This is a genomic window from Acidovorax sp. JG5 (assembly GCF_017939685.1).
Lineage (GTDB): Bacteria > Pseudomonadota > Gammaproteobacteria > Burkholderiales > Burkholderiaceae_C > Acidovorax.
In genome coordinates this window covers 54,746-67,838 of sequence record NZ_JAGKSE010000005.1, presented here as the reverse complement: position 1 = coordinate 67,838, position 13,093 = coordinate 54,746, and the positions used below count along the sequence as shown (strand labels likewise).

12 protein-coding genes are annotated in these 13,093 nt (G+C 67.6%); 7 read left to right on the top strand and 5 right to left on the bottom strand.

Going from position 1 to position 13,093, the window contains the following annotated elements; genetic code table 11:
- Nucleotides 1-3 precede the first annotated feature (3 nt).
- The 7 genes from J8G26_RS07960 to J8G26_RS07930 all read left to right on the top strand — a co-directional run bounded on the left by J8G26_RS07960 (nucleotide 4) and on the right by J8G26_RS07930 (nucleotide 6,015).
- Entirely contained in the window at nucleotides 4-2,499 is a 2,496-nt protein-coding gene (locus J8G26_RS07960; protein WP_246881298.1) for a heavy metal translocating P-type ATPase, read from the top strand.
- 15 nt (nucleotides 2,500-2,514) lie between these two features.
- Entirely contained in the window at nucleotides 2,515-2,943 is a 429-nt protein-coding gene (gene cueR / locus J8G26_RS07955; RefSeq protein WP_210568537.1) for a Cu(I)-responsive transcriptional regulator, read from the top strand.
- A gap of 61 nt (nucleotides 2,944-3,004) precedes the next feature.
- Complete coding sequence (locus tag J8G26_RS07950) at nucleotides 3,005-3,199, top strand: heavy-metal-associated domain-containing protein (RefSeq protein WP_210568536.1); 195 nt, start codon at nucleotides 3,005-3,007, stop codon at nucleotides 3,197-3,199.
- 162 nt (nucleotides 3,200-3,361) lie between these two features.
- Nucleotides 3,362-3,964 (top strand): ATP-dependent Clp protease proteolytic subunit, encoded by a 603-nt coding sequence (locus J8G26_RS07945; protein WP_210568535.1) that lies wholly within the window; start codon nucleotides 3,362-3,364, stop codon nucleotides 3,962-3,964.
- Nucleotides 3,965-4,032: 68 nt separating this feature from the next.
- Nucleotides 4,033-4,653: a glutathione S-transferase gene (locus J8G26_RS07940; RefSeq protein WP_210568534.1), complete on the top strand. Its 621-nt coding sequence runs from the start codon at nucleotides 4,033-4,035 to the stop codon at nucleotides 4,651-4,653.
- Between the two features lie 91 nt (nucleotides 4,654-4,744).
- Nucleotides 4,745-5,326 (top strand): LysE family translocator, encoded by a 582-nt coding sequence (locus J8G26_RS07935; RefSeq protein ID WP_231522081.1) that lies wholly within the window; start codon nucleotides 4,745-4,747, stop codon nucleotides 5,324-5,326.
- Entirely contained in the window at nucleotides 5,323-6,015 is a 693-nt protein-coding gene (locus J8G26_RS07930) for an alpha/beta fold hydrolase (protein WP_210568532.1), read from the top strand. The genes J8G26_RS07935 and J8G26_RS07930 overlap by 4 nt, the downstream gene beginning before the upstream one ends.
- A gap of 9 nt (nucleotides 6,016-6,024) precedes the next feature.
- Here the strand turns inward: J8G26_RS07930 and J8G26_RS07925 are convergent, their stop codons facing one another.
- From J8G26_RS07925 to J8G26_RS07905, 5 genes are read right to left on the bottom strand one after another with little or no spacing between them, the layout of a single operon-like run.
- Nucleotides 6,025-6,927: a LysR family transcriptional regulator gene (locus J8G26_RS07925; RefSeq protein ID WP_210568531.1), complete on the bottom strand. Its 903-nt coding sequence runs from the start codon at nucleotides 6,925-6,927 to the stop codon at nucleotides 6,025-6,027.
- A gap of 2 nt (nucleotides 6,928-6,929) precedes the next feature.
- Nucleotides 6,930-8,417 (bottom strand): TolC family protein, encoded by a 1,488-nt coding sequence (locus J8G26_RS07920; protein WP_210568530.1) that lies wholly within the window; start codon nucleotides 8,415-8,417, stop codon nucleotides 6,930-6,932.
- Nucleotides 8,414-11,509: a MexW/MexI family multidrug efflux RND transporter permease subunit gene (locus tag J8G26_RS07915; RefSeq protein WP_210568529.1), complete on the bottom strand. Its 3,096-nt coding sequence runs from the start codon at nucleotides 11,507-11,509 to the stop codon at nucleotides 8,414-8,416. Before J8G26_RS07915 ends, J8G26_RS07920 begins: the two co-directional genes overlap by 4 nt.
- On the bottom strand, nucleotides 11,506-12,612 hold the full coding sequence (locus tag J8G26_RS07910; protein ID WP_210568528.1) for an efflux RND transporter periplasmic adaptor subunit: 1,107 nt from the start codon (nucleotides 12,610-12,612) through the stop codon (nucleotides 11,506-11,508). Before J8G26_RS07910 ends, J8G26_RS07915 begins: the two co-directional genes overlap by 4 nt.
- Entirely contained in the window at nucleotides 12,609-13,028 is a 420-nt protein-coding gene (locus tag J8G26_RS07905) for a DoxX family protein (RefSeq protein ID WP_210568527.1), read from the bottom strand. Before J8G26_RS07905 ends, J8G26_RS07910 begins: the two co-directional genes overlap by 4 nt.
- Nucleotides 13,029-13,093 lie beyond the last annotated feature (65 nt).

The window sequence follows — 13,093 nt, the reverse complement described above, 5'->3', positions numbered from 1 at the left end:
GCCATGAACATGCCAAGCTCCGGCGGCACGCCAACCGCCACAATCCGCCTGCCCATCGAGGGCATGAGCTGCGCCAGTTGCGTGGGCCGGATCGAGGCCGCCCTGGCCAAGGTCGAGGGCGTGGGCAGCGTGTCCGTCAACCTCGCCACCGAGCGGGCGGAAATCCACCCCACCGGCCCGGTGGATCACCGGGCGCTGGTGCAGGCGGTGGAACAAGCGGGCTACACCGTGCCCACCGGCAACGTCGAACTGGCGATCTCCGGCATGACCTGCGCCTCCTGCGTGGGCCGCGTCGAAAAAGCGCTCAGGGCGGTGCCCGGCGTCACCGAGGCCACGGTCAACCTGGCCACCGAGCGCGCCACCGTGCGCGGCACGGCCGCCGTGCAGGCACTGGTCGCCGCCATCGGGAACGCCGGCTACGAGGCCCGCCCGGTGGATACCGGCGCGCAGGCGGAGGAAGCCGCCGCGCAGAAAAAGGACGCCGAGCGCGCCGCGCTCAAGCGCGACCTGATCCTGGCCACCGTATTGGCGCTGCCGGTCTTCGTGCTGGAAATGGGTTCGCACCTGATTCCCGGCATGCACGCATGGGTTGCCAACACGATCGGCATGCAGGAAAGCTGGTATGCACAATTCGTGCTGACGCTGCTGGTGCTGGCCATCCCGGGCCGACGCTTCTACACCAAGGGGTTCCCGGCGCTGGTGCGGCTGGCGCCGGACATGAACTCGCTGGTCGCGGTCGGCACGGCCGCCGCGTTCGGCTACTCGGTGGTCGCCACCTTCGCCCCCGGCCTGCTGCCGTCCGGCACGGTCAACGTCTATTACGAGGCAGCCGCCGTCATCGTCGCGCTGATCCTGCTGGGCCGCTATCTGGAAGCGCGCGCCAAGGGCCGCACGTCCGAGGCCATCCAGCGGCTGGTGGGCCTGCAGGCCAAGCTGGCGCATGTGCAGCGCGACGGCCGCAGCGTGGACATCCCGATCGCCGACGTGGTGGTGGGCGATGTCGTGGACGTGCGCCCGGGCGAACGGGTGCCGGTCGATGGCGAAGTGACCGACGGCCGCAGCTTCGTGGACGAATCCATGATCACCGGCGAACCGATCCCCGTTGAAAAGGCCGCAGGCAGCACCGTGGTGGGCGGCACCGTCAACCAAAAGGGCGCGCTGACGCTGCGCGCCACCGCGGTGGGTGCGCAGACCATGCTCGCGCAGATCATCCGCCTGGTCGAACAGGCCCAGGGCTCCAAGCTGCCGATCCAGGCCGTGGTGGACAAGGTGACCCTGTGGTTCGTGCCCGCCGTCATGCTGGCGGCCCTGCTGACCTTCCTGGCCTGGCTGGTGTTCGGCCCCGCGCCGGCACTGACGTTCGCGCTGGTCAACGCGGTGGCGGTACTGATCATCGCCTGCCCCTGCGCCATGGGCCTGGCCACCCCGACCTCGATCATGGTCGGCACCGGCCGGGGCGCCGAACTGGGCGTGTTGTTCCGCAAGGGCGAAGCCCTGCAGTTGCTCAAGGACGCCCGGGTGGTGGCCGTGGACAAGACCGGCACCCTGACCGAAGGCAAGCCCGCGCTGACCGATCTGGAGCTCGCCACCGGGTTCGACCACGCCGATGTGCTGGCCAAGGTCGCGGCGGTGGAATCGCGCTCGGAGCACCCCATCGCCCGCGCCATCGTCGAATCCGCCGCAGCGCAAGGCATCGTGCCTGCGGCCATGACGGACTTCGAATCGGTCACCGGCATGGGCGTGCGCGCCCGGGTGGACGGGGTTCGCGTCGAGGTGGGCGCCGACCGCTACATGCGTGAATTGGGCCTGGATGTGGGCGGCTTTGCCGACACGGCCGAGCGCCTGGGCAACGAAGGCAAGTCGCCGCTGTACGCCGCCATCGACGGCCGCCTGGCCGCCATCATCGCCGTGGCCGACCCGATCAAGCCCAGCTCGCCCGCCGCCATCGCGGCCCTGCACCAGCTCGGCCTGAAGGTCGCCATGATCACCGGCGACAACGCCCGCACCGCCCAGGCCATCGCCCGGCAACTGGGCATCGACGACGTGGTGGCCGACGTGCTGCCTGCCGGCAAGGTGGATGCCGTGCGCCGCCTGAAGGCAGCGCATGGCCGGATCGCCTTCGTGGGCGACGGCATCAACGACGCCCCGGCGCTGGCCGAAGCGGATGTGGGCCTGGCCATCGGCACCGGCACCGACGTGGCGGTGGAGTCGGCCGACGTGGTGCTGATGTCCGGCAATCTGCAAGGCGTGCCCAACGCCATCGCACTGTCCAGGGCCACGCTGGGCAATATCCGCCAGAACCTGTTCTGGGCTTTTGCCTACAACACGGCGCTGATCCCGGTGGCCGCCGGCGCGCTGTATCCCGGCTGGGGCGTGCTGCTTTCGCCGATCTTCGCCGCCGGCGCCATGGCCATGTCCAGCGTGTTCGTGCTCGGCAATGCGCTGCGCCTGCGCCGCTTCCGGCCGCCGATGGCCGGCTCTGCCAATCCCACCACCTGAACCAGGAGAATCGTCATGAACATCGGCGAAGCATCCATGGCCTCGAACGTGTCCGCCAAGATGATCCGCTACTACGAGCAGATCGGACTCATCCCGCCCGCCGCGCGGACCGAATCCGGCTATCGCAACTATGCCCAGACCGATGTCCACCGGCTGCGCTTCATCGGCCACGCCCGCGATCTGGGGTTCTCGGTGGCCAAGATCGGTGATCTGCTGAACCTCTGGAACGACCAGTCGCGCCAGAGCGCAGACGTCAAGCGCCTGGCCGAGGCGCACATCGCCGAATTGGACCGGCGCATCGACAACATGCGGCAACTGTCCGACACGCTCAAGACACTGGTCAGTCACTGCGCCGGCGACGAACGCCCCGACTGCCCGATTCTGAATTCCCTGGAACGGCCCGGTCATGGCTGTGCTGCCCCTGAGCGCGGGCAGGCCACTTGACCTTGCCACCATGGCGAGCACCAGACTGATGAACACCTCAACCCCCAACAAGGAGTTTTTCATGCAATTCCATCTCGATGACATGACCTGCGGCGGTTGCGCCCGCACAGTGACCAAGGTGATCCAGGGGATCGACCCCGCCGCCAGCGTCATTGCCGACCCGCCGAACCGCACGGTCCAGGTGCAGACCACGGCATCCGAGGCTCAGATCGCCGCCGCCCTGCGCGAAGCGGGCTTTCCCCCGCGTGAGCACTGACCGCGACCGGGCAGCCGGCCCGGGCCAAAGCCGCCTTGCCCGGGCTCTTCTGTCACCGCGCTTGACCTAAAGTTAACCTGAGGTTTTATCCTGTGGTGGCGCGTGCATCCCAGGGTGTGCGCGTCTTCAATACCACCGCTGAAATCTCCGGAGCCTCCATTCATGTTCACCTGCCAAACCGAGTCCCCACCCCCCGCAGCCCAGCCAGGCGGGGCCAGCCCCTTTCTGGAAGAAAAAGCCTTTCGCGCGCGGATGGTGCTCGTGTTCGGCACCGTGACGGATACGCTGGCCTCGGAAACCGTCCGCAAGCTCCTGGCGCTGGACGCAGAATCCAGCGCACCGATCACCATGATCGTTTCCTCTCCGGGCGGCCACCTGGAATCGGGCGATGCGACCCATGATGTCGTGCGCTTCGTTTCCTCGCCCGTCAACATGGTGGGCACAGGGTGGGTCGGCAGCGCGGCCACCCATCTCTACCTGGGCGCGCCCCGCGAGAGGCGTTTCTGCTTGCCGCAGACCCGATTCCTGATCCACCAGCCCAGCGGTGGCGCCGGTGGCCCCGCCAGCGATATCGCCATCCAGGCCAAGGAGATCATCAAGGCCCGGGAACGCATTGCCCAGGTCATCGCGCGCGAGACCGGCCAGCCCCTCGAACGCGTGATGCAGGACATCGAGCGCGATCTGTGGATGCCGGCCGAGGAAGCGGTTTCCTACGGGCTCGTGTCGCGCATCATCCAGCGCCGCGAGGAACTCATGGCCGCGTGAAGTACACCGGGCCTGACTCCTCGACACCTTCGAAGCCATCACACCCACAAGTTCCACCGGAACGACACATGCTCAAGATCCTCGGAAAGCGATCCTCCATCAATGTCCGCAAGGTCCTGTGGGCATGCGCCGAGCTTGGCTTGCCGTTCCAGCAGGAAGACTGGGGCAGCGGCTTTCGTGACGTGACCGAGGACGCCTTCAGGGCGCTCAATCCGAACGCAATGGTGCCCGTGCTGATCGACGGTGATTTCGTGCTGTGGGAGTCGAACACCATCCTGCGCTACCTCGCCAATCGCCATGGCGGTGCGGCGCTGTACCCCCAGGGCGCCATGGTACGCGCCCGCGTCGACCAGTGGCTGGACTGGCAGGCGTCCGATCTCAACCGTGCGTGGAGCTACGCTTTCATGGCATTGGCAAGGCACTCGCCGGAGCACGCCGATGCGGCCGAGGTACAGCGGTCGCTGCAAGCCTGGCATCGGTTCATGCGCGTGCTGGACGGCCGGCTGGTGGAGACGGGTGCCTACACCGCGGGCGACGCGTTCAGCCTGGCGGACATTGCCATTGGACTGTCCGTGCATCGCTGGTACCAGACGCCATTCGAACACCCTCGCCTGGAGGCAGTGGACGGCTACTACCGGCGCATCGAACAGCGCAATGCGTTCATCACGCATTGCATCGGCGTGCCGTGATCCGGCACACCGCGATCGACCTCGCTTTCCCTTCCTTGCCCATTACCGTGATGCCCATACGTCCATGCGACCAGACTTGCTCCTTGCCTTCATGACCTATGCGTTCGTGACTTCCATCACCCCCGGCCCCAACAACACCATGCTGCTCGCCTCGGGACTCAACCATGGGTTCGTTCGCAGCGTGCCGCACATCCTTGGCATCAGCCTCGGCTTCGCGGCGATGGTGTTCGGCGTGGGGGCGGGACTCGGGCGCCTGTTCCTCGCCTATCCCTTCCTGTACACCACCTTGCGCGTGGTCGGTGCGGTCTACCTGCTCTGGCTCGCCTGGCAGATCGCCACAGCCCAGCCGCTGCAGGAAACCTCGGCGCCCGGCCGGCCATTCGGTTTCTGGAAGGCCGCCGCCTTCCAATGGGTCAATCCCAAGGCATGGATCATGGCCATCGGGGCCATTGCCACCTACGCACCCGCCGAGGGCGGCGTGCTGGCGGTGATCGTCATCGCCGCGCTCTATGCCGTCGTCAATGCGCCAAGCGTTGCCGTCTGGGCAGCCTTCGGCACGACGCTGCGTCGTTGGCTGACGGACAGGCGCCATTTGCGCATCTTCAACATCGCGATGGCCATCCTGCTCGTGCTGTCGCTGTATCCCCTGCTGTCCGGCCAGGCCTCGCAATGACACGATCCCCCCGTGCGAGCGACCTTCTCCTCGTGCATGGCGCCTGGCACGGCGGCTGGTGCTGGGAGCGCGTGGCTCCACTGCTGGCTGCTGCGGGACGGCGCGTGGTGACACCGACGCTGAGCGGCCTGGATGGCACCCCTGGGCGCTTCGGACTGAGCCACCACGTCGACGACATCCTCGCCCATGCAGAGAACCTGGGAACGATCACGTTGGTCGGCCACAGCTATGCCGGATTCCCGGCTTGCGCCGCCGCATCACGCCTGGGAGAAAGGATCGACCATCTGGTGCTCCTCGACGCGTTCCTTCCCCTCGACGGAGAGAAGTTGCTCGATCACGCACCGCATCTCATCGACCGCTACGCCAATGCCATGGCCGCCCATCCGGACTGGCGGATCCCTCCCTTGCCCGCCGCGCAGTTCGGCATCTCCCCGGCCGACCAGGCATGGGTGGACATGCGCCTGAGGGGCCAGCCCGCACAGAGTTACTTCGAATGCATCCGCCTGAAAAGCCCGTTGTCCGCCTGCCGCAGGACCTATGTCCGTTGCAGCCAGGCGCCCGGTGAGCTTCTCGCACGCTCCGTCTCACGGGCCAGGAACGACGGCTGGAACTATCTGCAACTGGACGCCCCGCATGATGCGATGATCAGCCATCCGCAGGCCTTAGCCGATCTACTGCTGGACATGTAAGCAGGCGGTCTACTCCTTGTCGGGTACCTGCCTACTGGGTCGTTGCAACCTTTCGACGAAGCTGCGCAGTTGCTCCGAATCCTCGGCATCCCTGCGCAGCAGGTAGGTCGTCAGTGGTGGCACCTCACCGGCCAGCGGACGCGAAGCGACGTCCGGGTGCCGCCATAGGGACAGTTGCGGGCGGGTTGTGATCCCGAGGCCGTAGCCTGCTGCCACCAGCGCCATCAGCAAGTCATGGGATACCACCCGTTCGGCAATCCTGACCTCGCATTCCGCGGCACGCAGGAGCCGGTCGATTTGCCTGCTGCATCCTGCGCACGCTTCCGGATCGCAAAGCACCAGTGGATGGGACAGCAGTTCCATCAGGGAGAGTTCGGGATGAATCAGGGCGGGATGCCTCGCAGGCACCGCCACGACCAGGGGCTCGCTCCACGCTGGCGTCGCCAGCAATCCTTCACCTGGATGTTCCGCCTTGGCGAACCCCGCGTCATAGTCACCCTCTCTCAGGCCTTTCAACTGCTGGGCGAGCGTCACCTCGAACAGGCTGATCTCGACCTCGGGCGACTCCTCGCGGCAGCGAGCCAGCAGGTCGCTCAGGTGCGATGGCGAAATTCCATCGGAGAGCGCGATTCGCAGGATGCCCCGGTATCCGGTTGCCGCAGCGCGTGCGCCGGCCCGGGCCTGCTCGGCGGCCGCCAGCACGCGCCGTGCTTCGTCAAGGAAGACCTGTCCAGCCCATGTGAGCCGGGTGCCATGGCTGTTGCGTTCGAACAGCCTGACGCCCAGGTCATCCTCCAGTTGACGAATGGATCGCGACAGTGGCGACTGCTCGATGTGAAGCCGTTCCGCCGCACGAGTAAAGCTGAGCTCTTCCGCCACGGCGATGAAGTATCGGATATGGCGCATCAGCATCGCTACGCTCCCGATCGATGCCTCGCAGCCTGGCGGCCGGGGCTGGAAGATAGGCTTTCCGCGTCCTCGGGACTTGGGACGTTCCAGCCCAAGGCCTTGTACAGGGCCACGATGTGTATCTGGGAGTCGACTTCCTGCTGTGCTATCTGCCGACGCAACTGGAACAGGGTGCGCTGGTTCTCCAGCACGGCCTGGTAGCTTCCGGCCCCGGCGCGGTAGCGCCTGTCGGCGATGTCGAACGCGGCCTGGGCGTGTTGTGCGGCTTGCAGCAGTCCCGCCAGCTGGCGCTGCTGTTCGGCCACTTGCGTCACCGCGCTCTCGACCTCCTGCTGCGCGGTCAGGAGCACCTGCTCATAGCGCGCCATCGCGCCATCGGACAGCGCCTCGGCCCCGCGCAGCCGGGCACGGGCATTGCCCAATCGCAGTGCGGGCCAGGACACCGTTGGCGCGATCTGGAAGGCACGCGAGGCAGCGCTGCCGAAATCTCCGTCGCGCAACGCGAAGAAGCCAAGAAATCCACCCACCTCGATGCGCGGATAGAGGTCAGCCGTCGCCGCGCCGACATCCTCGACGCCGGCGGCGAGCATGCGCTCGGCCTGCATGACGTCCGGGCGCGCCAGGATCATCCGGTTCACATCGCCCAACGGCACACGCGCCACCAGCGGTGCGGCTCGCACGGCGTCCGGTGCGGGCAGGCCGCCCAGGCCGGGCCGCTGCCCTGCGAGGACATCGAGCCGATGGCGGGCCTGCTGCAACGCCGCCACCAGCGCTGGAAGCTCTGCCTCGCTGCGCAACAGGTTCGCCTGCGCATTCTCCACCTCCTCGGGCAGGCCGGCGCCGGCGTGCAGGCTGGCCTGGGCAAGCCGTACGGTTTCACGCCAGTTGTCTGCTTCCTGTCGTGTGACCTCCAGTCGCCGTCGATAGCCTTGCGCCTCGAACCAGGTGCGGGCCACCTCGGCGGCAATGCTCAGGCGTGTCATCTCCAGTTCCGCCTGGGTGGCCTCGGCCCGCGCCATCGCCGCCCGCTGCAGCCGGTCCAGGCGACCGAACAGGTCGACCTCCCATTGCACGTCGAAGCCAGCCTGCCAGGACTCGGACAGGGAGCGCTGGCCACCGTTGCTCGCCTGTTGCTGGATGCCACGGGTGTAGCCAGCGCCGCTGGTCACGCCCGGCAGACGATCGAGCCGACGCTCGTCGAAGATGGCGCGTGCCGCCAGCAGGTTGGCCTGGGCCTGGCGGATGTCATGGTTGCGCGCCAGCGCCGCCTCGATCCAGCGGCTGAGGCCCTCGTCGTCGAAGACCTGCCACCACGCGACCGGCGCGACGTCGGCGTCGGCGTCGGCTGCAGCGAACTCCGCGGCCTGCGGGCTGGCCAGCACGATGGCAGGCGCTTGCGGCCGGACGTACTGCGGACCGACGGCGCAACCCGCCAGCGCCGTGGCGAACGCCGCAGCCGCCCATGTGCGGACGCATTGGGTGCTTGTGCTCATGTCGCCGCTCCTTCGGTGCGTGCGATCTCGGCTAGTTGCCGGCTGCGCGCGCTCTGCACGCGGTGGTCGCGCGCCAGCAGGGTGTAGATGGTGGGCAGCACGAACAGGGTGAACAGCGTGCCCACCAGCATGCCGCAGACGATCACTGCCCCAAGGCCGAAACGGCTGTTGGCGCCCGCCCCGCTCGCAAACAGCAGCGGCACCACGCCGAAGGCCATGGCCCCGGTGGTCATCAACACCGGACGCAGACGGATCTGCGCGGCGCGGATGATGGCGGCGCGGCGGTCCAGCCGCTCGTGGACCTGCAGTTCGTTGGCGAACTCGACCATCAGGATGCCGTGCTTGCTGATCAGTCCGATCAACGTCACAAGACCGATCTGGGTATAGATGTTGAGCGTGGCCCAGCCCAGTGCCAGCGGCAGCAGGGCGCCGCAGATCGACAGCGGCACCGTGATCAGAATGATCAGCGGATCGACCAGGCTCTCGTACTGCGCGGCCAGCACCAGGTAGATCACGACCAGGGCGGCCAGGAAGGCGAAGACCAAAGCGTTGCCCTCCTGCACGTACTGGCGCGACTCGGACTGCCAGTCGTGGCTGAAGCCGGGCGGCAGTTCGGCCACGACCTGTTCGAGGAAACCCACCGCCTGGCCCAGCGAGACGCCCGGCGCGGGAATGGCCTGCAGGGTGGCCGCGTTCTGCTGGTCGAACTGGTTCAGCCGGTTGGGCTCCACGCCCATGTCCAGGCGCACCACGGTGGACAGCGGCACCAGTTCGCCGCCCGCAGTGCGAACGTACTGCCGCGCCAGCGCCTGCGGGGTGAGGCGCTGCTCGCCCACGCTCTGCGGGATCACGTCGTAGGAGCGGCCGAACAGCGCGAAGCGATTGACGTAGTTCTCGCCGACCAGCACCCCCAGGGAGTCGCCGATGGCCTGCAGCGCAACGCCCAGACTTGCCGCCTTGGCGCGGTCGATCGTCACCTGCACGACGGGGCTGTCGTACTCCAGGTCGCTGTCCACCACCACGAACAGGCCGCTGTCGCGGGCACGCTGCTTGATCCCCTCCATGGCCTCGTACAGCACCGGATAGTCCTGCGCGCTGCGCAGCACCAGTTGCACCGGCAGGCCGCCGCTGCCGCCCGGCAGGGGCGCGACCTGGAACACGAAGATGTCGCTGCCGACGATCTCGCCGACGGCGCCCTGCAACTCGGCCACGATCTGCGGCTCCTTGCGTGCGCGCTCGCTCCAGTCGGACAGCATCAGGCCGCCGAAGCTGTTGGCCGGACCGTCCGTGCCGTTGATGATCCACGTGCCGATCGTCTCGGGCACCGCGGACATGACACGGTGCAGTTCGTCGGCGAAGCGTTCCGCATACTCCAGGCTGGCGTGCTGCGGCGACTTTACTGCCGCCAGCACCGCCGCCTGGTCTTCCGGCGGCGCCAGTTCGCGCTGCGGCAACTGGTACAGGAACGGCAGGCTGAGGCAAACCAGCAGGGCGAATCCGCCGCTGAGCCAGCGATGCCGCAGCGACCGACCCAGCACCCGTCCGTAGCGGTCCGCGAGGCCGCCGAAGACCCGTTCGGCCACGCGGGCCATGCGGCCCTGTCCACCGTCCTGATGGCTGGACTTCAGCAGCAGCGAACTCATCACCGGCGACAGCGTCAGTGCCACCACGCCGGAGACGATCACCGCGCCGGCCAGGGTGAGTGCGAACTCGCGGAACAGCGCACCGGTCAGCCCGCCCATCAGGCCGATGGGTGCATACACGGCGGCCAGGGTCAGCGTCATGGCCACCACCGGCCCCGCGATCTCGCGCGCGCCGACCAGCGCCGCCGCCACCGGCGACTTGCCTTCCTCGATGTGGCGATGCACGTTCTCGACCACCACGATGGCGTCGTCCACCACGAGCCCGATGGCCAGCACCATCGCCAGCAGGGTCAGCAGATTGATGCTGAAGCCGAACGCCAGCATCAGCGCCGCCGCGCCCAGCATAGACAGCGGGATGGCGACGACCGGGATCACCACGCTGCGCAGCGAACCCAGGCACAGCCAGATCACCAGAACCACGATCAGCACCGCTTCCAGCAGCGTCTTGACCACTTCCTGGATCGAGGCATCGATGAAGCGCGCGCGCTCGTAGACCATGGCCACCTTCACGCCCGGCGGCAAGGTCTTCTCGATGTCCGGCAGCAACTGGCGGATGCCGTCCACGATGACCAGCGGATTGCCCTTGGGCGTGGGGAACAGCGACAGGTAGACCGCCGGCTCGCCGTCCATCTGGCCGCTGGTCTGCGTCGAGGCGGCGCCCAGTTCCACCGTGCCCACGTCGCGCAGGCGCACCAGATCGTTGCCATCCTGGCGGATGACCAGATCCCGGAATTCCTCCACGCTGGTCAGGTCGGAATTGACCCGCACATTGGCGATCACATACTGCCCACGCACCTGTCCCGGCGCGGCCTGGTAGTTGTTGCGGCGGATCGCATCGGCCACATCGGTGGCGGTCAGGCCGCGCCCGGCCAGCCGTTCGGCGTCCAGCCACAGGCGCATCGCCAGCTTCTGGCCGCCATCCACCTGCACCTTGGCCACGCCGTCGATGCCGGAGAACAGGGGTTCGACCACCCGCGACAGGTAGTCCGTCAGCTCCGGCGTGGACAGGCTGCCGGTGGAGAAGCCCACATAGGCCACCGCAGTCGAATCCCCGGCGGAAAGTTCGATCACCGGATCGTAGGCGCGCTCGGGCAGGCGGTAACGCACCTGGTTGACCTTGGCCATCGCCTCGGTCAACGCTTGCGTCGAGTCTCGGTTCAGTTCCATGCGCAGCGTGACCAGGCTTCGGCCCTGCGTCGACGAGGAGGACAGGTAGTCGATGCCCTCGACCGAGGACACTGCCTGCGCGATCGGCTGGGTCACGAAACCCTGCATCAGCTCGGCCGAGGCGCCCGGGTACTCGGTGCTGACCGTGATGGTGGAAGTTTCCAAAGTGGGGTATTGCCGGATCGGCAGCTTGCCCAGGGCGAACAGCCCCAGCAAGACAAGCAGGCTGCTGACCACCAGCGCCAGCACCGGACGGTGCACGAAGACGTCGGTGAACCTCATGTCGCCTGCTCCCGGGCCGTCTTCGCCTGGGGCGAGGCCGCATCCCCGTGCAGCGCGTCGCGTGCAACCGGCTCGACCGGCATGCCGTCGCTGAGCTTGAGCTGGCCGGACACCACCACCCGGTCGCTTTCCTTCAGGCCGGAGACGATCTCGACCCGGCCATCCCAGCGTTCGCCCGTCTTCACCGCGACGCGGCGCACGGTCATTCCCTGCGGCTCTGCGGCCTCGGCGACGAACACCGTCTGGCCGTAGGCGGTGTAGGTCACCGCGGTCTCGGGCACCGCCAGCACCGGTGTGGGCTGATCACGCAGCACGCGCACGTTGGCGAACATGCCGGCCTGCAGCACGCCGTCGACGTTGGGCAGGCTGGCCTGCACACGCAGCGTGCGCGACGCGCCGATCAGCGGATCGACGGCCGACACCTGCGCCTCGAAACGGCGCTCCGGCCAGGCATCGACCCGGATCTCGACCGGTTGGCCAGGCCGCACGTGCGGGACCGCCCGTTCGTCCAGCGCAAAGTTGACCTTGAGGGTCCCGGCATCGACCAGGCTGGCGATGCCGTCTCCCGCAGCGAGGTACTGTCCCTCATGCACGCGACGAATGCCGATCGTGCCCGCGAACGGCGCACGGATTGCCTTCTGCGCGATGAGCGCCTCGATCCCACGCAGTTCGCCCTGCGCCATGTCGCGTGCAGCCTGCGCATGGTCGAGTTGCTCCTGCGTGGCCACCTTGTCGGCCATCAACCGACGGGTGCGCGCCAGCACGGTCTCGGCATTGCGCAGTTGCGCGCGCAGCCGAAGGCGCTCGGCCTGCTCGGGCGCATCGTTGATTTGCACCAACAATTCGCCTTGCTTCACCCGTTGCCCGGAGGTGAACGCGATGCGCGTGACCCGACCGGCGGTTTCCGACGCCAGTTCCACCTGCCGCGCCGCTTCCAGTTCTCCGACCCCATGGAACGCGCGCGGCGCCTGCGCACGCTCGACCGGCGCCAGCGCCACCTTGGCGGCCGGCCAGCCACCCGCGCCGTCCGAGCCCGATGAGCAGGCGGACAAGCCGATCACACTCGCCAGTACCAGGCAAAAAAATGCAAAGCGGTCGTTCATACCTTGCCCTCCAACTGCCGGCGCAGGCGGCTGGCGATCGCCGCTGCGACCAAGCCACCGATGAGGCTGATGTGCTCCAGGGCCCAGAACATGGCCGTCCTGGCCTGCGGTTCCGGCAGCGCCCAGAAGCGGTGCACGACGAGGATGGTCAGCATCAGGAACACCGCCAGTGCGCCGGCGCCCAGCCACAGCGCACGATCGAGCAGCAGCAATACCGAACCGCCCAGCAGCACCGCGATGGTGGCGATGTTGAACAGCCAGTCCGGCTCCAGCCCCGCAGCGCGCATTTCGGCCAGCCCGCCCTGGAAGTCGAGCAGCTTGGCCAGCCCGGAAGACAGGAACACCACCGCCAGCAGGACGCGGGCGCCAATCCACAGCCAGCGGCTGTCCAATGTCTTGTCAACGATGTTTCGCATGCGGGTCCGTTCTCGAAGAAACGGCCGCGCGGCAGGACCGCGCGACCGATGGGTTGCAGGAAGAC